The organism is Opitutus sp. sgz309028, from assembly GCF_059821195.1.
Genome location: NZ_JCAMRR010000004.1, coordinates 339,363 through 358,671 on the forward strand (window position 1 = coordinate 339,363; position 19,309 = coordinate 358,671).

A 19,309-nucleotide genomic window follows, 5' to 3' on the forward strand; every position below is an offset into this window, starting at 1 on the left:
CCGTCGATTCCTCACTGCACAATTTCGGTGCCGATGCCCTTGTCGGTGAAGATCTCGAGCAACAGCGAATGCGGCAGGCGGCCGTCGATGAAGTGCACGCGCTGCACGCCTTCCTGCAGCGCGCGAATGGCGCTCTGCACTTTCGGCCGCATGCCCTTGTCGATCACGCCCTTCTTTTTCAGGTCGTCGACCTGGCCGACTTTCAGCGTGGAAATCAAAGTCTGCGGATCAGCCGGATTCGACAGCAGGCCCGGGACATCGCTCATGTAGACCAGGCGCCGCGCCCGCAGCGCACTCGCCACCCGACCGGCCACGAGATCGGCGTTCACGTTGTAAGGCTTGCCGTCGTAACCTTCGGCCACCGGCGAGATCACCGGCACGAAACCTTCCGCGATCTCCTTCTTGATCAGCTTCACCTTCACCTCGGTGACGTCGCCGACATAACCGAGATCGACGGCGTTGCCGTTGTCGTCCGTCGTGAGTTTTTGGCAGACGAGCACCGTATCTCCCGGCAGGCCTTTGGGTTTGCCGTTGGCGGAGACGATCGCGTCGCAGACGTCCTTGTTGACGATTTCGTCGAGGGTCCGCTTCACGACGGCGATCGTCGCCTCGTCGGTGACGCGGAGGCCGTTCACGAAATTCGCCTTCAATCCGGACGTCTCCATCGCGCGCGTGATCGCTTTGCCGCCGCCGTGCACGACGACGACGTTGATGCCGACGGCCGCGAAGAACGCGATGTCGTAGGCGACGCGCGTCCGGGTGACCGGATCGGGATCGTCCATGAAGCTCCCGCCGTATTTGACCACGAACGTCGAGCCGCGAAAATCCTGGATGTAGGGAAGGGCCTCGAGCAGCACCTTCGCCTTCGCTGTAACGTCAGCAACGTTCATCAGTCAGTGATCGAGGCTCCGCGGCCGGGCACGGCCACGCGGGAGTGGGATTGACGAGAGGGTGCGTTCACTTGAGTGCGAAGTGGGAAAAGCCATTACGCAGCCGGGCCCCGCTTTTCCACCAAATTCGTGGAAACTTTTGCAGCGTCGGTAAAACCACCGTGGCGAGCAGCAGCCTCCTTGCGGGTGCTCCGGTTCCTGTAACACCCGCGTCGCGACCGCGCGCAAATTCGACTTCACTCCCGCGCTCGACACTCCCACTTGTTGCGCGTGCCCAGCACGACTCTCACGTTCACGTCCCGCGACGCTCATCGCGCCTGGCTCGCCGAACAAGCGGCGCTGCCCGCCGGCTTCAAGGTCGGCACCACGCGCTTCGACTTCACGCCGCGCGAGGCGCCCAAGCCCGCGAAAATGACGCTCACGCTCATCGCGCTCGACCAGCCCACGCGCGACTTCGCCGCGGTGTTCACGCGCAACGCCTTTCCCGGCGCGCCCGTGATCGTCGGACGCAAGCGGCTGCAGGAGGACACGCTCGGTGCGATCCTCGTGAACAACAAGATCTCCAACGTCTGCGCGCCCGACGGCGTGCAAACCGCCGAGAAAATCTGCCTCGCCACCGCGCGGCTCCTCGGACTCGCCAGCGAACAGGTGCTGCCGAGCTCGACCGGCGTGATCGGCTGGACGTTGCCCGCCGACGCGATGATCGCCGCGCTACCCGACGCCGTGAAACAGCTCGCGCCCGGCTCGATCCTTCCCGCCGCTGAAGGCATCGTGACGACGGACCTGTATCCAAAAATCCGACGCGCTGCCGTGGGCAAGGGCTCCATCGTCGGCATCGCCAAGGGTGCGGGCATGATCGAGCCGAACCTCGCCACGATGCTCGTGTATATTTTGACGGACGTCGCCGTGCCGCGCGCCGAACTGCGCGCGATGCTGGTGCGCTGCGTCGATCCGAGTTTCAACTCGATCAGCATCGACAGCGACACGAGCACGTCGGACACCGTCGTCGCCGTGTCGTCCGGCCGTGTGCCCTATCCGGATCTGCGCGAGTTCGAAGCCGCACTCGCGGTGGTGTGCCGCGATCTCGCCGAGGACGTTGTCCGCAATGGCGAGGGCGTGCGTCACGTCGTTCGTGTGGCCGTGAAAAATGCCGCCTCGCGCGAACTCGCCCGTTCGCTCGGCAAGGTCATCGTCAACGCTCCGCTCTTCAAATGCGCCGTGGCCGGCAACGATCCAAATGTCGGCCGTCTCGTGCAGGCGATCGGCAAGCACGTCGGCGCCCACTCGCCTCACACGGATTTGTCGCGCGCCCGGCTGCGAATGGGCGGCATCGAGATTTTCGCCAACGGCGTTTTCCAGCTGAATCCGGACAAGGAAACCGCTCTCGCCGCCCATCTGCGCGGCGCCGAGCTCTACGCCAGCGCGGCGCCGAAGGACGGCGTGTTCGCGCCGCCGATCGATTATCCGCCGCACGAACGCTGCGTGGAAATCGAAGTCGACCTCGGCAGCGGCGAGCATCAGGCGACGATCTTCGGGGGCGACCTGACGCACGAATACGTCAGCGAAAACGCGGACTACCGGAGCTAGGGCGGAGGCGCCGAGGCCGCGAAGTCTCGCCGGGCTCCGATCGCCCGACGCTCTCGGCGTGAGCCACGGCGGACTTGCCGCCGCGGCGCTTCAAATCAAACCCGCCGTTTCGTCGAAGCCGCACCACAGGTTCATGATCTGCACGGCCTGGCCGCTCGCGCCTTTCACCAGGTTGTCCTCGGCCGAGGTGATCACGAAGTTGTTCGTGCGCGGATCGTGCACGGCGGACATGTCGACGCGATTCGTGCCGACCGTGTGCGCCGTATCGGGATACTCGCCGCTCGGCAGCAGTTGAACGAACGGCCGGCCGGCGTAAACCGCGCGCCACGCTTCATAGAGCTTCTCGATCGTCGCCCCGGCCGCGGCGGGCGCGGTGATTGTGGTCGCGATCCCGCGGCGCATCGGCGCGAGGTGCGGGTTGAACTGAATCACGGTCTTGCCGCCGGTGTGCACGGTGAGCTGCTCCTCGATTTCCGCCAGGTGCCGGTGTTTCACGAGGCCATAAGCTTTCGTGCTCTCGGCGCGTTCGACGTAGAGATACATCTCGTCGACTTTCTTCCCCGCGCCGCTCACGCCGCTGAAGGAATTCACGACGATGTGCTCCCGCGCGAGGACGCCCGCCTTGAGAAGAGGCAGCAGCGGCACGAGCACGCTCGTCGGATAACAACCCGGCGCCGCGACAAGCTTCGCCTCGGTTTTCCATGCCGTCGGCGTCAGCTCGGGCAGAACGAAACGCGCCCCGGGCAACAACTCGGGCGCGTGGTGTTCGCCATAGTATTTTTGATACGTCGCGAGATCGGCGATCCGGAAGTCGGCGCTGAGATCGATGACGCGCTTGCCCGCGGGCACGAGCGCCTTCGCATACATCGCCGCCGCGCCGTGCGGCAGCGCCAGGAAGAAAAGGTCGATGTCGCTGGCTGCGAGCGCCGCCGGATCGGAGTCGGTGAACTTCAGGCCCCGATCGGCACCGCGCACCGAAGGAATCACGGCCGCGAGCGGCTTGCCGGCGTGCGAGCGCGACGTCACCGCCGCGAGCGTCACGTTCGGATGGCCGAGCAGGATCTTGACGAGGACTTCGCCGGAATAACCGGACGCACCAACGATGCCGACTTTCATGAGAGGAGAGATTTGAAAATTGCGACGGGTGAATCGAGGCGGATTTCGTGCAAAGGCCAATCAGTGCCGCGGGTTCCGCCGTGGTTATTGTGTCATCGCCCGAGCTGGACACAAAAAAACCGTCCGGCACGAAGCGCGGACGGTTTGAAAGGGAGTCGAGTTCGTCGGGCGCTTAGCGCTTCGAGAACTGGAAGCGCTTGCGGGCGCCGGGCTGGCCGGGCTTTTTGCGCTCCTTCATGCGATCGTCGCGCGTGAGGTGGTTGGCCTTCTTCAGCGCGGGACGGAGCTCGCCGTTCATCTTCTGCAGCGCGCGGGCGATGCCGTGGGCGACCGCACCGGCCTGGCCGGCGACACCGCCGCCGGACACGTTGACCGTCACGTCGATTTTTTCGCGGAGGTCGACCGTGAGGAGGGGCGAGTAAGCCTGCTTGGCAAAATTCTCGTGCGAGAAGTAATTCTCAAAATCGCGGCCGTTGCAGGTCAGCTTGCCGGTGCCCTCGGAGATGCGGACGCGGGCGGTCGAGGTCTTGCGGCGACCCGTGGCGGTGAAAACGTTCGTGGCGGTGCTCATGGGCAATCAGATCAGACGGAAATCTTGGTCGGGTTCTGCGACTCGTGGCCGTGCGCTTCGCCGCGGAACACCCGGAGCTTCGTCAGCATCTTGGCCGCGATCCGGTTCTTGGGCAGCATGCCCTTGACCGCGTGCTCGATGATGAACTCGGGGCGACGCTCGCGCATCTGCGGAATGCTGCGGTAGCTCTCACCACCGACGAAACCGGAGAAGAACATATATTCGTTCTGCTCTTCCTTCTTGCCGGTGAGCGCGACCTTCTCGGCATTGATCACCACGACATAGTCACCCGTGTCGACGCTCGGGGTGTAGGACGCCTTGTGCCGGCCGCGGATCACGTTGGCGGCTTTCACGGCGAGACGGCCCAGCGGAACGCCCGCGGCATCGATCAGATACCACTTGGGTTGCACCGTCTCCTTTTTGGCGAGGAAGGTTTTCATGAGAAAAGAGGCCAAGAGCTAGGGGTTCGGGCAAAGCTGTCAACCCCTGTTTTCGCTCGCAGAGCCGGGCGTCTGCTTTCCGCCGCAAAAGCCGGGCAACAGGCGCACCTTCACGCCAGCGTTTCGGGCCCGCGAGGCAAGTCATGCCGCCGCGGCGCGGCACCGAAGCTTGTTTTGCCCGAAACTTGTGCAAGCCTGCGCCCATGAACCACCGGATTGTCTTGTTGGCCGCGGGAATCCTCGGCGCCACCGGCGTGGCGCTTGGCGCTTATGGAGCGCACGCGCTGCGGGCGTTTTTGATGGAACGCGGGATGAGCGTCGCTTGGGAAACGGCCGTCCGGTATCATCTCTGGCACGCCATCGCGCTCCTGCCGCTCGGTGTCTGGCTGCGGTTCGATGCGCTCGGCGGCGAACGTCTCGCCCGCTGGGCCGCGGGCTGCTGGATCGCAGGCGTTGTCGTTTTCTCGGGTTCGCTCTACCTGCTCGCGCTGGGCGGACCGCGGTGGCTCGGACCGGTCACTCCGCTCGGCGGACTCGCGCTGGTCGCCGGCTGGCTTTTTGTCGCCGTCGCCGCGTTCACGAAGAAGAAAACCTGACGCGATGACGCTGCCGCCGGACCTGCGCACGATGCTCGAGGCGGTCCGTCGCGTCGGACGGCCACGACTCGTCGGCGGCGGCGTGCGCGATGCGTTGCTCGGGCTTGAGCCGAAGGACTTCGACGTCGAGGTCGCCGGCGTCGATTTCGAAACGCTCCGGCGCGCGTTGACGCGTTTCGGGGCCACCGATGTCGTTGGCCGCAGCTTCGGCGTCATCAAGGTCCGCAGCGCCGCCACCGGAGCCGAATACGATTTCAGCCTGCCGCGCCGCGAATCGAAGACCGGCGCCGGCCATCGTGGCTTTGCGGTGGCGCCGGATCCGATGCTCAGCGACGCCGAAGCGGCCGCGCGGCGCGACTTCACCATCAACGCGATCGCGCAGGATCCGTTCACCGGTGAGATCGTCGACCCGCACGGCGGCCAGCGGGATCTGGAGCAACGCGTGTTGCGCCACACCAGCGCGGCTTTCGCCGAGGATCCGTTGCGCGTGTTGCGGGCCTTTCAACTCGCGGCGCGTTTCGATCTGACGCTTGCGCCGGAAACCGCCGCGCTGTGTCGCCAGATTTCGGCTACGTTTGCGGAGTTGCCCGTCGAGCGCATTTGGGGCGAATGGGAAAAATGGGCCGTGAAGTCCATCAAGCCGTCCCGCGGACTCGCCGTCCTCGAAGAGACGGACTGGTTGAGGCATTTCCCGGAGATCGCCGCGCTCCGAGGCACGCCACAGGAGCCAGAGTGGCATCCCGAGGGCGACGTCTTCACGCACACGCAACACTGTGTCGACGCCCTCGCGCGGATCGACGAATGGCAAACCAGCGATCCCGCTCGCCGGCGGCTGCTGATGTTCGCGGTCCTCGCCCATGACTTCGGCAAACCGGCCACCACCGTCCGCGCCGAGAAACGCGGCGTCATGCGATGGCTCAGTCCCGGCCACGAGTCCGCCGGTGGACCGCTGGCGAAAAACTTTCTGCGCCGCATCGGCGCGCCGCTCGAACTCGATCCGGTCGTCTGCGAACTGGTCGTGCACCATCTCGTCCACCACCACGGCACGGGAGAAACCTACACCGATTCGCAGGTCCGCCGGCTCGCGCGCAAGCTCGCGCCTGCGACGATCGACGACCTCGCCCTGGTGATGACCGCCGACTCGTTGGGACGCCCGCCGCTCGATTCTCCGGAAACGTTGAAACTCATCGCCGAGCTGCGCGCCAAGGCCTACGCCCTCGCCCTCGAGCGCGCGGCGCCCAAGCCGATCGTTCTCGGCCGCCATCTGCTCGCACGCGGCTATGCGCCCGGCCCGCTGTTTCGGCCGATCCTTGACGCCGCGTTCGAGGCTCAGCTCGACGGCGTGTTCACCGACGAAGCCGGTGGAGTGGAATGGCTGGAACGCCGTTTGCGCGAAACCAGTTCGCCATTAGGCTGACCAACGCGACCCGCGCCACCCACCTTTTCCCCTAGCCATGAACCAACTCGAACAGCTCAAGCAATTCACCAAGGTCGTCGCCGACACCGGCGATTTTTCCAGCATCAAGGAGTTCAAGCCGCAGGATGCGACGACCAACCCGAGCCTGATCCTGAAAGCCGCCGGGATGCCGGCCTATGCGCACCTCGTGGACCGCGCGGTCAAGGACACCGCCGCCGGTGCGCCGGTCGGCACGGTGATCGATGCGTTGCTCGTGCTGTTCGGCACCGAGATTTTGAAGATTGTCCCGGGACGCGTCTCCACCGAGGTCGACGCACGCTTGTCGTTCGACCGCGACGCGAGCATCGCCAAAGCGCACGAAATCATCGCGCTCTACGAAAAAGCCGGCATCGGCCGCGAGCGGGTGCTGATCAAACTCGCCTCCACGTGGGAAGGCATTCGCGCCGCCGAGCAGCTCCAGAAGGAAGGCATCAACTGCAACCTCACCCTGCTGTTTTCGTTTCCCCAAGCAGTCGCGTGCGCCGAGGCGAAAGTGCAGCTCATCTCGCCCTTCGTCGGACGCATCCTCGATTGGTACAAGAAGAGCACCGGCCGCGACTACGCCGCCACCGAGGATCCGGGAGTGCAGTCGGTCGCCGCGATCTACAATTACTACAAAAAATTCGGCTACAAAACCGAAGTCATGGGCGCCAGCTTCCGCAACAAGGGCGAGATCCTCGAACTCGCCGGCTGCGATCTGCTCACCATCTCGCCCAATCTCCTGGCCGAACTCGCCGCGTCGAACGATCCCGTGCAACGCAAACTCGATCCTGCTCACGCCACGGGCGCGAAGATCGAACGCGTGAGTTTCGACGAGAAGGGCTTCCGCTGGGCGCTCAACGAGGACCAGATGGCCACGGAAAAGCTTTCCGACGGCATCCGGCTCTTCGCCGCCGACGCCATCAAACTCGAAGACATGATCCGCAAAAAGCGCGGGTGAGCCGTTGCGCCGGGCCGGTCTCCGGACCGGCTCGCGTCTCAATGGGGAAAGGGCGGGTTGGAACCCGCCCTACGGGTTGCACCGCCGACGCGCTGCCGCCATGACTGGCGGCCACATGATTCGCTCGTTTCAGTGGGACCTCGCCCGCCAGGTCGAACGCCTCGACTGGCTCATTGACCAGCTGCCGCGCTACGCGGACTGGGGCTACCACGAGCTTCACCTGCATCTCGAAGACGCCGTCGCGTATCCAAGCTTCCCGGACATCGCGCGGGCCGATGCCTACAGCCGGCACGATTTCGCCCGGCTCGTCGACGCGGCGACGCGCGTCGGAATCGGCGTCGTACCGATCGTCAATCTCCTCGGACACACGCAATACCTGATCAAGGTTCCGGAGCTGCGCGATCTCAACGAGCTCCGCGCGCCCGACGGCTCGCCGCTCGAGCGCGGACAGATTTGTCCGGTCCATCCCCGCACGCTCGAAGTTGCCGGAAAACTCCTCCGCGACCTGGCGCCGTTCTGCACGGCCGGCAAGGTGCACGTCGGCCTCGACGAATCGTTTCACCTCGGCCAGCACCCGCTCAGCCGGCGCGAGATTGCGCGCATCGGGCTCGCCGGCCATTTCGCGCGCTACGTCCGGCGGCTCCACGCGCTTGTTCGCTCGCTCGGACTGGAGATGGGGCTGTGGGGCGACATGTTCTATTTCCTGCCCGACGCGATCCCGCTGCTGCCGCGCGGTCTCACCGTTTACGAATGGTATTATCATGCCTTTCACCGCTGGCCGCGCGTGGAGCTGTTCAATTTTCGCGAGATGGACATCGCGACGCCGCTGCGGCGTCAGGGCGCAAAACTCTACGGCTGCCCGATGAACGGCGCGTTTCGTTACGAACCGCTGCCGCACTTCTCCGACCGGATGAACAACATCGTCGCGTGGTGGCAGCACGCGCGGCGAATTGGCGCGACCGGCTTTCTCGTGAGTTCGTGGGAGCCGTATCGGCTCGCGATCGAGTTGACGACCGCAGTCGACGCCGCCGCCGCCAGCCTGTGGCTCGAGCCGGAAATCGCCGATCCGCAGGAGATGCTCGCCCGGGGCTTCGAGCGCACATTCGGCCGCAGCGGGCGCGCCGCCGCGCGCGTCGCGCTCGCCGGTGATCGGTATCCGTTCAGCGGATATCCGCGTTGGGAAATCAACGACGGCTGGGACGTGCTTTCCCGCCGGGAATCGCTCGCGCCTTACCGCGCCGAGGAAAGCCATTTCGCGAAACTCGCCGCGCGCGCCCGGCGGGAGCGGCTGCCTACAACTCTACGCGCGAGCCTCGATTTCCGCCACTACCTCGCGGTGCGCGACCGCGGCGTGCGGGAACTGCAGCGGACCGGCAAAGCCGGGACGGCGCGCGAACTCGCGAAGGCTATTTCACGCGGGTCCCAGGGCGCGCGCGCGATGTGGCGGCGCACGCGCAATCCGCAAATCGCCGGCCCGAACGAGCAGATCCTCCGCCGTGACGCCGAGCGCCTGCGGGCCTGGCAGCGCGGCGAGCCGGTGTTCGGCGGCGAGTGGCAGCTTTGTTATCGGGTCTGCAACTTTGCGCCGGCGGTCCAACGGGTCGGGGTGGAACAACAGCAGCCCGACGGCTCCTGGCGCGTGCTGCAGTCCTGCCACACCATCGAATTTCAAACCGCAGCCGCGCGCCGTCGCAGCGATTTCGTGCGCGAACATGCGGCACCGGTGTCGTGGGACGGCCCGCCCGCAGCATGGCCAAAGCTGCGGATCTTCGTGCGTGGAGTCGGCCGCGTGGCGATTCAGGATGTCGTGCTCACGGATGGACGCCGGAGATTCCATCCATCGATTGGCGGCCGGCAGGTGCGGCTCGGCCGCGCGGCACCGGCGCGGGGGTTTGTCGTGCCGGACTGGTCCCGTGCAACGGGTCTGATGCCGGTGACTTTTCGATCGAGAGCAAAAGCCCGATAGTCCGGTGCGGCGTAAAAAAAACTCCCGGCGAACGAACGCCGGGAGTTTGTCAGAAGATCGGATGACCGGACTACTTATGCGTCGCGATTTAGAAATCCTTTGAAGCGCGAACGTAGACGAACGCCTTCTCCGGAATGCTGATATCCTGATTATAGCCAGTCGGGGAGTGCGGATCGAACGGCGGATCCTGGTTGAAGACATTCCGCGCGCCCAAGGTCAGCTTGATATCGCGGAAGCCGCGGTAGGAAATCTGCGGATGCACCTGCGTCTGACGACCGACGGTGCCAACTTCGGAGTAATTTTCGAACTCGCCGATGTAGTCGACGATCACCGAGGCCGACCAATCGCCTTTGTCCCACGTGCTCACGAACGTGCCGCGCCAGTGCGGATAGTTGTAGGTGCCTTCAAAATCCTCGTCGTTATAGTGCAGCTTTTGCAGATAAGTGCCACCGAGCGAGAAGGTGAACCGACCCGCGGTATCCGTCTGCAGCCGATAACGGAACTCGAGATCGATGCCGCGATACGTCTGGGAGTCGATATTGCGATAGACGTCGTTGATATAGTTGATCACGCCGAACTGTTCACCGGCGCCCGGCGAATTGCGGACGACGCTACCCGGCAGCTCGTCTTCATGCTTCAGGATGTAGTCTTCGCCAAGCTGGGCGATCAGGTTGGTCTGCTTGAACTGCAGCCAGTCCACCGCCACCTCGAAACCGTCGAGCACGCCACCCGGATTGAGCTGGAAGCCCACGTAAACCGAATCCGTATCCTCGGGCTGGAGATCGGGATTTCCGCCGCCCTTGGTTTCGATTTGGCGCGGAGCGTCGTTCGGGCGCTTCGGGTCGGCCAGCGGGCTCGAGCTGAAGGTCGTCACCTGACTCGTATAGAGATAGGCGAGGTCGGGCGCGTGGAACGACTGGCCGTAGGAGCTGCGCAGGAGCAACCACTTCGTGGGACGGTAGGACCAGGCAATCTTCGGCTTCGTGGCGGAACCGAAGTCGCTGTAGTTTTCAAAACGACCCGCGAGCTGCAGCTGCATATCCTGGATCACGGGAACGTGAACCTCGAGATAGGCCGCCTCGACGGTGCGATCGCCAAACGTCGAGGTGCCCTCGGCGCCGCCGACGACGTTGCCCGTGGCGTTGTTGATCGTGCGGATGCTCGCCATCTCCTCGCCGCGCCATTCGCCGCCGACCGCGAGCTTCACCTCACCCGCCGGGAGGCTGAAGATCGGACCGTTGGCGCTGGCGTCGAAGGTGCGGAGCTCGAACGTGGCCGAGTTGGGATCGGTGTTGGTGTAATAAGCGCTCACACGCGGATCTTCCGGACCGAACGGATTGGCGTAGAGAACCGTGCCGCCAATATCGACGCCGTTGAGCGCCTTCTGGTAGAGATTATCGAAGACCGTGCCGCGATTGAGGTTCTCCGTGCGGTTCTTGCTATAGAGAGTCGCCGCCTCCCACTTCCAATCCGCGGGCAGCTCGCCGCCGAGGCCGATGACAAAACGCGGCGTATCGGAGGAGACTTCGTTGACGCGGTTGCCGGCGTTCACCAGACGGGCATACCACTCGTCCTCCAGATCCTCGCCGAACGGGTTGTTGGGGTTGGTCGCGGGGATGTTGAGCGTGCCGGTATTCGGGCCGTCGCCGTTCTCGGTATAGCTGAAAACGGGAGTGGGCGCCGCATTGATGATCGATTCCGTGCGGCGATAGGTGACTTCCGCGAAACCGTAGATCCGGTCCGAGAAATCATATTGGCCGCGTGTATAGAGTCCGAACTGATTGGTCTCGGGAATCTGACCGGCGGCTTCCTGGAAGTTATAGGTGCCGTGGCTCAGGTCCGCGACGACGAAATCGCTGCGCGTCGGATTCACCTTCGGTGCCGGCAACGTATAATAATCGTCGAGGCTCTTGACATAGACCATCGCCGGATAGCCCGCATAACTGCGCAGATCCTCGCCGCCGCGGGACGTCAGGTCCGCGTTGCGCGAAAAGGCGTAGTCCGCCTCCTGCGTGCCGTTGCGCTCCGTCCAGTCGATGGCGGTGGTGAAGGTGAGTTTGCCGGAGGTCGTGCCAAACACCACCGACGCCATCTTCTCGAGCGAATCGGTGTTGGTCGTGTTGCCCACCCCGATCGTCGTCGTGACGCCCTCGTAGTTCTTGCGCATGATCACGTTGACCACGCCGGAGACCGCGTCGGAGCCGTAGATCGCCGAAGCGCCGTCCTTCAGCACCTCGATCGATTCGATGGCAGACGCGGGAATGCTGTTCAGATCGAACATCGTCTGCAGGCCGTTGTAGCCAGGAGTGGCCAGCGGCGCGGCGCGGCGGCCGTTCAGCAGCACGAGCACGTTGTTGACGCCGAGACCGCGGAGATTCACCGACGCGGCGCCTGGAGTGAAGCTGTTGCCCGAACCGGTGGGGATGATCGAAGAGCCGGAAATGAACGACAGACTGCGGAGCGCGTCGCCGACGTTGGTGTAGCCGCCCAGATCAAGGGTGGCGCGGGGAATCGCCGCCACCGGATTGAGGCCCGCCGCATCAATTCCACTGATGTGCGAACCGGTCACCTCGTATTTTTCGAGCGTAACCAAATTTTGCGCCTCTCGATCGTCCCGATTGGCGGACGCATTCTGCGCCCAGACTTCAAGTGGCAGCAGCCCAGCTGTTGCGAGAGCCGCAGCAGCCATGACCCCTCGCGAACGGAGATGGTTCATAGTCGTATCCTGTTGTGTTGTGTTGGTGCAAGTTAACGGGCAGGACGCCCGTTGACTCGTCGCCGGACGTTGCCCGGAATGAAAAGAAAAGCAATATTTTCGTTAAGACACGTTTTTATGACGTCCACCTGTGAGTTACCTGCGGTAAACGGCACCATCTCTCCGTCGACTCCACCCCGTTTTCAGGCCTTTGCCGCGGTTTCCCCTTGGGTGACTTGCCGAGGCGCGACCGGGGAAGTATCCACCTGACTGGCACGCATGCACGAAACCCATCGAATCGCGGAGCGGCTGGATACACGCGGAAACTTCCCCTGCGCGCTGGTCACGCTGGTGGCGGTGAGCGGATCCTCCTACCGCCGGCCGGGCGCCCGGCTACTCATTGAGTCGGACGGAAGCCGGGTCGGCTCGATCAGCGGCGGATGCCTCGAGGCGGACGTGATTGCCCGTGCCGCCCGCGTTCGCGCCACCGGAGCCGCGGAAGTGGTCGTTTACGATACCACCTCGGAAAACGACCTCGTTTGGGGAGTTGGACTCGGCTGCCACGGCGTTGTGCACCTGCTGGTCGAGCGCATTGACGCGGCGCCGGACTGGGCGGCGACCCTTCGCCGAAACGCCGCGCAAAACCGCGCCACACCGCTCCGGACGGTCTGGACCTCGCCCGGCCCGCTGCCGCTCGGAACCTCGTTGGCCGAAGCTCCCCTCGAGGGGGCGGGCGAAATCAGGGTGTTCGAAGAACGCGTGCCACCGCCGACGCCATTAGTGGTGTTTGGCGCAGGGGATGACGTCCAGCCGCTGGTGCGGTTCGCCCGGGAACTCGGCTGGCACATCACCGTGGCGGACCCGCGTCCGGACTTCGTCACGCCTGGACGCTTCCCCGCGGCCGACCGCCTCGTCACCGCCCCTGCCGCCCATCTGGTGGCGGCGGTCGATCCGCCGGCCAACGCCGTGGCGGTCGTGATGACCCACCACTACGTGCACGACCTGCCGATTCTCGGCGCCTTGTTCGAGCGCGACCTCGCCTACCTTGGCCTGCTCGGTCCGAAAAAACGCGCAGCGCGGATCGTTGGCGATTTGCAGCGAAGCGGCACGACCGTCACCGACTCCCAGGTCCGGCGGCTGCATGCGCCCGTCGGCCTCGATCTCGGCGCCGACGGGCCCGCGGAGGTTGCACTCAGCATCGTCGCGGAGATCCAGGCCGCGCTCGCCGGCCGCAATGCCCAATCCCTGCGGCATCGCGACACTCCGATCCACGAGCCGTCCTCCCTCTCGCTGCCCGCGTGAAACCCGCGCCTTTTCGCTTCGGCCTCGTTGTACTCGCCGCCGGCGCATCGTCCCGCATGGGCGAGCCGAAGCAACTGCTGCCGGTCGCAGGCAAGCCGCTGCTCCTGCGCACCGTCGACGCCGCGCTGGAGTCGGAGGCGTGGCCCGTCGTCGTCGTTCTCGGAGCACAGAGCGCGGCGATTCGGCCGCTGCTTGCGCGACATCCCGTGCTCGTCGCCGAAAACCCCGCGTGGGCCGAGGGCATGGCGTCGTCGCTGCGCGCAGGCATCGATGTCCTGCGGCAATTTTCCCGGGCGCTCGATGCCGCGGTGCTGACCCTCTGCGACCAGCCCAACTTCTCGGCGGAAACCGTCTCGCGCCTGATCGCGCGTCAGCGCGAAAGCGGCTGCTCGATCGTCGCGGCGCGCTACAACGATCGCAACGGCGCGCCCGCGCTTTTCCTGCGCGAGCATTTCCCGACGCTGTCCGCACTCACCGGCGAACAAGGCGCCCGCACGCTGCTCAACGGCGTCGATGACGGCCGGATCGCGACCGTCGATCTGCCCGAACTCGCGGTCGATCTCGACACGCCGGAAGACTACGCACCGTTCCGCCCGTGATCCGCGGCTCGATTAGCGCGGCGCGGTCCACCTTCGCAGACGAATGGGCGATCGGGACGATCGACGCTACCAGCGACCTGATTTTGACCACAGAGTGCCAGAACGCACGGAGTGCCGGTCGCCGGAGCCGTCAGCATTCCGTGCACTCCGTGCTTTCCGTGGTTAAGATTTCGGCGGAGCACGCAGCCGGCGCATCCGCAGGCCGCGGTAAGCCCAAACCGGTTTTACAGCGCGGCCTTCAACTCCCGCGCTTTCTCGATCGCGGCTTCGAGGTCGCGATCGCGCACCGTGAAATGGCCCATTTTGCGCCCGGGTCGCGGCTCGGCCTTGCCGTAAAGGTGCAGCTTCGCGCGCGGCTCGCTCAAAATCGCCTTCCAGTTCGGATCACCGGCGACGGCGCCGTCGCGCCACTTCCAGGCGTCGCCGAGGATGTTCACCATCACCGTCGGCTCGCGCACGCCCACCGGCCCCAGTGGCAGGCCGCAAACCGCGCGCACATGCTGCTCGAACTGACTCGTCTCGCAGCCGTCGATCGACCAGTGCCCGGAGTTGTGCGGGCGAGGCGCGAGTTCGTTGACCAGCACCTCGCCGTTGTCTGCGAGAAACAGCTCCACCGCCAGCAGGCCGACGATGCCGAGTTTTTCCGCGATCGCGGTCGCGAGCTGCTCCGCTTCGCGGGCGATCGCGGCGCTCACGCGCGCAGGCACGATCGAGAAATCCAGGATATGTCGCGTGTGGATGTTTTCCGCGACGGGAAACGTGCGCGTTTCACCGGTCGACGATCGCGCCACGATCACGGACAACTCGTTCTTGAAATCCACCCAGCGTTCGACGACGCAGCGACGGCCGCGGAAAATCGCCGCCGCTTTCGCCAGGTCAGCGTCGTCCACGATGCGCATCTGCCCCTTGCCGTCATAGCCGAAATCGGCGGTTTTCACGACACACGGCCGGCCGACCTGCGCGACCGCGGCGGCGACATCGCCGTCCAGCGCTTCGGCGAACCGCACGTGGGGAAATTGATTTGCGCGCAGCCAGGCTTTCTCGCGCTGACGATTCTGACAAATGTGCAACACGTCCGAGCGCGGGTGCAGCGGCACGAGCGGCGCGATGGCGGCGAGCGGCTCCGACGGGATGTTCTCGAACTCGTAAGTCACCACGTCGACCTCGCGCGCGAACTCCTTCAGCGCGGCGACGTCCTCGTAGCCGGCGTTGATTTCCTTGTTCGCGACCGCACCGGCCGGGCAGTTCGCCTGCGGCTCGAAGACATGCACGCGATAACCCATCGTTTGCGCGGCTTGCGCGAACATCCGACCGAGCTGGCCGCCGCCGAGCACGCCGATGGTTTTTCCGGGAGGAATCATGCGAAGAAAGCTGCGCGCTTACAGCTCAGAGCCAAGACCGAAGCGCCCATCACGGCAGCTTCGCCTTCAGCACCTTGCGGGTCTGCAGCGCGCGGAAGCCTTTCCACGCCTTGAGCGTCGCCGGATCCGACTGCGCGAGCATCGCCGCGGCAAACAACGCGGCATTGATCGCGCCGGCCTTGCCGATCGCAAACGTCGCCACCGGCACACCGCCGGGCATCTGCGCGATCGACAGCAGCGAATCCATGCCTTTCAACGCCTTCGACTCGACCGGCACGCCGAGCACCGGCAGCGAGGTCAGCGACGCCGTCATGCCTGGCAGATGCGCCGCACCGCCCGCGCCCGCGATGATGACCTTCAACCCGCGGCGCTCCGCGGTTTCGGCATACGTGACCATCAGTTTCGGCGTGCGATGCGCGCTGACGACCCGCTTCTCGAACGGCACGCCCAACGCTTCCAGCTGCGCGGCGGCATGCTGCATCGTCTCCCAATCCGACGTGCTGCCCATGATGATCCCGACGAGAGGTTTGGCCATAGACGCAATCGCTAGCCGATCTTCCCGGCGCGCTGCAAATCCAACCTCTGCCCGCCAAAACAAAAAAGCGCGGTGCCGAAGCCCGCGCTTTTGTTTTCCGAAGGTTCAGATCGCCGGTCTCACACGAGCGACACGCCGCGCGGCACCTGGACGATGGTCGTGCCGGCGATCTTGTCGTGCCACGACTGTTTCTGGTCGTCGAAGGCCACCCAGATGAACCCGAGGCCGGCGGTGACGAACGACAGGAACCCGCCGAGCGTCCGCACGATCGCCGTCGGCCAGTCGACACGACGGTCGTCGAGCCGCACGATCTTCAATCCGCACACGATGCCGCCCACCGTCGTGCCTTTGAGGCCCCACAGCACGGAGCAATACGTCGCGAACAACAGCAGGAAGTTCGGCTGCCAGAAATGCGGCATCAGTTTCACCGCCATGCCGACCAGCAGCACATCGAGCAGCGAGGCGGCGACGCGAATCCAGAATCCGGCGCGCGGCAGCGTCGCCGCCGAAATCACCACAGTGGGCGCGGTCATCACGGGCGGCGGCGTCGCCGAAGCGGAAGCGGCAGACGGAGCCTCGCCCGGAATCACCGGCGGCACGACCACGCCGGCGGATGCCGGCTCGCTCGACAATGGCACGGCGGAGACGGTCGGCGGAGGCGGCGTCACGATCGCGGGCGCCGCCTTCGGCCGGCGATTCATCGCGATCAACGTGTAAACCACCACGCCGAGACCGAGCCAGGAGGTGAACTTGGCGACCGCAAAACCGACGATCGGAATCGTATAGAGCAGGAGCACCACCACGCCGCCAATCAGGACGGCGAGCACCGGCACGATTGGCTTGCCGCCCATGAGCGGACTGGTGATGCGGCGGCCGATCCACGCGAGCATGACGGCCTTGCCAAAAAGTCCGGCGACGAACAACGCGATCACCAGCGCCGGCGTGCCGATCAGGGTGATCGCCAGCACTACCGCCGCCAACGGCGTGAGCAGCGTAACCAGGAGCGCTGCGAGCAGCGAATACCCGGGACTCTGCTCCAGCGTCGCCGCGCATTTCTCCACGCCGCGCGGGAAGAGCAGCGCGAGCACCAGATAAAGTCCGAGAAACGTCAGCGCGATCCACCACGCCCAGGCCAGATGCGGCCCGAAGGCCAGGGGCCGGCCGAGCAGCAGGCAGCGCGTCACCCACGTGTGCAGCCACTCGAAACCGCCGAAATCGATGCCAAACGAGATGTTGTTGATCTGGCCATGCACCTGCGCCGCGGGATCGCGTTTCACGACACCGCCGACGCACACGACTTCGTTGTGGACGATCGCGTTGGGCCCGAGCTCGACGTTGCCCATCACCGCGATCGCCTCACTCACCTCCGTATCCACATAGGTATTACCAAGCACGGAGACGACGGGACCGCCGACGCGTCCGCCGGTCGCGCGAGAGCTGCCCAGCACCGACACCACCGCGTCGCCCACGGAACCGCTCGAGGTGGAGGAACCGAGAATCGACACCACCGCGTTCTCGACCTTCCCCATGGAGGTCGAAGAGCCGAGGATCGAAACCACCTCGCTCGCCTCCTCATCCGAGGCCAGGGTCGAGTTGCTGAGGAAGGTCACCCGCTGCTCGACCCGGGTGCGGCGGACCGGGCGGGACGTTTCTATCGCCGTCGAGGCGGCTTCTTCCGCAGCCGGTTCGGATTCTTTTTCCGCCATCGCATCCGCCGCCTCGGATTCCGAGGCGGCCGGCGGGGCGGGCGGAGCCACGTCGAGGCGGCGCAATTCGCCGCTGGGCGCCGGTGCCGGCGGCGGGACGGCGTCGTCGGCTGCGGGCTTCGTCGCCTCGGGCGGAGGCGGCGCCGCTTCCTGCGCGCCGACCGGCAAGGTCAACGCCGTCAACCCCGCGAAGGCGAGGCACAGGAAGAGTGAACAAACTGGAGTTTTCATGAAGGACGAAGAGTTGGAAGCTTGGGAAAAATGCGCGGCAGAAGACGGCATGGCTCAACGCGATTGCTGGTAGAGCGCACGGTAAGCCGTCGCCCCGAGGCCAAACAGAAGCGCGTAGACGCCCACGAAACCGGCGAGCGCGCCGTAAAGCCAGCCGGTCGGAATGCTGCGAATCACCAGGCTCGCGAAATCGCGGAGACCGGCCAGTGCCTGCTGCAGCCCATCGATCCAGCCAATGCGGTTCGCGAGCGCGGAGCCGAGCTGCGATGTATCCACATTTCCACTCAGCCACATGAGCGCCGCGACCATGGCGGCGGCGATCGCGGTCGAAAGGGCGACGAAGCCGATGCGCGCGGCGAGCGGCCAGTCGGCAAACGAGTGCCGCCACCACGGGAGCGCGGAACGGGCTTCGATCGCCGCGAGCACGCGCGCCTCGAGGCTGCGCGGAGCGCGCCGGTCCGGCAGCGCACGCAGGGTCTCGTGGATCAGTTTCTCGAGTTCTTCGGGAGAGCGTTTCATGGCGAAGTCAGGCACTGAATTTTTCGTGCGACGCCCCGCTGTGCGCGAGGATGCGCGCGAGGGCGGCGCGGGCGCGGAGGATGTCGGTTTTCACCTTCGCGAGCGAGACGTGCAGGCGTTTCGCGATCTCGTCGTAAGGCATGTCCTCGAAATGGAAAAGGACCAGCGGCACGCGTTGGTGTTCGGGGAGCTGGTCGAGGGCTTTCTCGATCCACTCCCGGCGTTCGCCGGCGTCCATGCCGGCGAAAAACGCGTCCGGCGCGGCGAACTCCACGTCCGGCTGATCGGAATCGTCGGCCGCGTCGTCACGGCGAAATTCCGAAAAGAACTTCCAGCGGTTACGATAGCGCGACAGGTGGTTCAGCGACAGGTTCGTGGCCACGGTTTTCAGCCACCCGCCGGCCGTCGGACTCGACTGGAGCGTGTCGAAACGCTCGTAGGCCTTCAGAAACACTTCCTGCGAAATATCCTCGGCCTGGGCGTCATTACCGACGAGCCGGACGGCCGTGGAGAACACCATGTCCTGATAATTTCGCATGAACGTCGTGAAGTCTGTCGGGGTGATTAATCCCGTGGTTTGGGTCTGCACTGGAATGTCATCGTTCATGTCCAGAACACGGCCGGTGCCGGAAAGTCGCACGAATTCTGAGACGCCGACCCGCCCATCGCGAGCGCGATCGCGCAGGCGGTTCGGCCCGTCGGCACGTGGACGTCCGCTCGTTTTTTCAAACGCGCGGAGATCAGCCGGGCGTTTCCCGCCCAGGCACTTAGGCGGCTCAACCCGCAAACGCATTTCGGC

At 65.1% G+C, this 19,309-nt stretch carries 17 protein-coding genes; 7 read left to right on the plus strand and 10 right to left on the minus strand.

All coding sequences use genetic code 11. The features are described from left to right. Window positions 1–11 precede the first annotated feature (11 nt). Window positions 12–890: an acetylglutamate kinase gene (argB, locus tag AC6RV7_RS17100; RefSeq protein ID WP_500095245.1), complete on the minus strand. Its 879-nt coding sequence runs from the start codon at window positions 888–890 to the stop codon at window positions 12–14. Window positions 891–1,160: 270 nt separating this feature from the next. Between argB and argJ the strand changes: the two genes are divergently transcribed. Continuing rightward, complete coding sequence (argJ, locus tag AC6RV7_RS17105; protein ID WP_500095246.1) at window positions 1,161–2,477, plus strand: bifunctional glutamate N-acetyltransferase/amino-acid acetyltransferase ArgJ; 1,317 nt, start codon at window positions 1,161–1,163, stop codon at window positions 2,475–2,477. 90 nt (window positions 2,478–2,567) lie between these two features. Here argJ and argC read toward each other — a convergent pair whose 3' ends face one another. The 3 genes from argC to rplM all read right to left on the minus strand — a co-directional run bounded on the left by argC (window position 2,568) and on the right by rplM (window position 4,604). Next, window positions 2,568–3,593 (minus strand): N-acetyl-gamma-glutamyl-phosphate reductase, encoded by a 1,026-nt coding sequence (gene argC, locus AC6RV7_RS17110; protein ID WP_500095247.1) that lies wholly within the window; start codon window positions 3,591–3,593, stop codon window positions 2,568–2,570. Between the two features lie 172 nt (window positions 3,594–3,765). Continuing rightward, window positions 3,766–4,164, minus strand: a complete 399-nt coding sequence (gene rpsI / locus AC6RV7_RS17115; RefSeq protein ID WP_500095248.1) for a 30S ribosomal protein S9 — start codon at window positions 4,162–4,164, stop codon at window positions 3,766–3,768. 11 nt (window positions 4,165–4,175) lie between these two features. After that, a complete protein-coding gene (gene rplM, locus AC6RV7_RS17120) occupies window positions 4,176–4,604 on the minus strand; it encodes a 50S ribosomal protein L13 (protein ID WP_500095249.1) in 429 nt (142 codons plus the stop codon). A 203-nt stretch (window positions 4,605–4,807) separates the two neighbouring features. Between rplM and AC6RV7_RS17125 the strand changes: the two genes are divergently transcribed. The 4 genes from AC6RV7_RS17125 to AC6RV7_RS17140 all read left to right on the plus strand — a co-directional run bounded on the left by AC6RV7_RS17125 (window position 4,808) and on the right by AC6RV7_RS17140 (window position 9,562). Beyond that, the gene (locus tag AC6RV7_RS17125; protein ID WP_500095250.1) at window positions 4,808–5,200 is read left to right on the plus strand and encodes a DUF423 domain-containing protein; all 393 of its coding nucleotides are present in this window, start codon (window positions 4,808–4,810) and stop codon (window positions 5,198–5,200) included. 4 nt (window positions 5,201–5,204) lie between these two features. Next, entirely contained in the window at window positions 5,205–6,617 is a 1,413-nt protein-coding gene (locus AC6RV7_RS17130) for a CCA tRNA nucleotidyltransferase (RefSeq protein WP_500095251.1), read from the plus strand. 37 nt (window positions 6,618–6,654) lie between these two features. Continuing rightward, a complete protein-coding gene (gene tal / locus AC6RV7_RS17135; RefSeq protein ID WP_500095252.1) occupies window positions 6,655–7,596 on the plus strand; it encodes a transaldolase in 942 nt (313 codons plus the stop codon). A gap of 115 nt (window positions 7,597–7,711) precedes the next feature. After that, on the plus strand, window positions 7,712–9,562 hold the full coding sequence (locus tag AC6RV7_RS17140) for a family 20 glycosylhydrolase (protein WP_500095253.1): 1,851 nt from the start codon (window positions 7,712–7,714) through the stop codon (window positions 9,560–9,562). 88 nt (window positions 9,563–9,650) lie between these two features. On the opposite strand, the gene AC6RV7_RS17145 is transcribed toward AC6RV7_RS17140, so the two are convergent. Continuing rightward, on the minus strand, window positions 9,651–12,251 hold the full coding sequence (locus AC6RV7_RS17145; protein WP_500095254.1) for a TonB-dependent receptor domain-containing protein: 2,601 nt from the start codon (window positions 12,249–12,251) through the stop codon (window positions 9,651–9,653). 285 nt (window positions 12,252–12,536) lie between these two features. On the opposite strand from AC6RV7_RS17145, the gene AC6RV7_RS17150 reads away from it, so the two are divergent. Both AC6RV7_RS17150 and AC6RV7_RS17155 read left to right on the plus strand, forming a co-directional pair. After that, on the plus strand, window positions 12,537–13,559 hold the full coding sequence (locus AC6RV7_RS17150) for an XdhC family protein (RefSeq protein ID WP_500095255.1): 1,023 nt from the start codon (window positions 12,537–12,539) through the stop codon (window positions 13,557–13,559). Continuing rightward, entirely contained in the window at window positions 13,556–14,158 is a 603-nt protein-coding gene (locus AC6RV7_RS17155; RefSeq protein WP_500095256.1) for a nucleotidyltransferase family protein, read from the plus strand. The genes AC6RV7_RS17150 and AC6RV7_RS17155 overlap by 4 nt, the downstream gene beginning before the upstream one ends. A 224-nt stretch (window positions 14,159–14,382) precedes the next feature. Here the strand turns inward: AC6RV7_RS17155 and AC6RV7_RS17160 are convergent, their stop codons facing one another. The 5 genes from AC6RV7_RS17160 to AC6RV7_RS17180 form a co-directional block, all read right to left on the minus strand. Continuing rightward, complete coding sequence (locus AC6RV7_RS17160) at window positions 14,383–15,519, minus strand: 5-(carboxyamino)imidazole ribonucleotide synthase (protein WP_500095257.1); 1,137 nt, start codon at window positions 15,517–15,519, stop codon at window positions 14,383–14,385. 49 nt (window positions 15,520–15,568) lie between these two features. After that, entirely contained in the window at window positions 15,569–16,054 is a 486-nt protein-coding gene (gene purE, locus AC6RV7_RS17165) for a 5-(carboxyamino)imidazole ribonucleotide mutase (protein ID WP_500095258.1), read from the minus strand. A 119-nt stretch (window positions 16,055–16,173) separates the two neighbouring features. After that, window positions 16,174–17,991 (minus strand): RDD family protein, encoded by a 1,818-nt coding sequence (locus tag AC6RV7_RS17170; RefSeq protein WP_500095259.1) that lies wholly within the window; start codon window positions 17,989–17,991, stop codon window positions 16,174–16,176. Window positions 17,992–18,045: 54 nt separating this feature from the next. Beyond that, the gene (locus AC6RV7_RS17175; RefSeq protein WP_500095260.1) at window positions 18,046–18,510 is read right to left on the minus strand and encodes a hypothetical protein; all 465 of its coding nucleotides are present in this window, start codon (window positions 18,508–18,510) and stop codon (window positions 18,046–18,048) included. 7 nt (window positions 18,511–18,517) lie between these two features. Continuing rightward, window positions 18,518–19,117 (minus strand): RNA polymerase sigma factor, encoded by a 600-nt coding sequence (locus AC6RV7_RS17180; protein ID WP_500095261.1) that lies wholly within the window; start codon window positions 19,115–19,117, stop codon window positions 18,518–18,520. Window positions 19,118–19,309 lie beyond the last annotated feature (192 nt).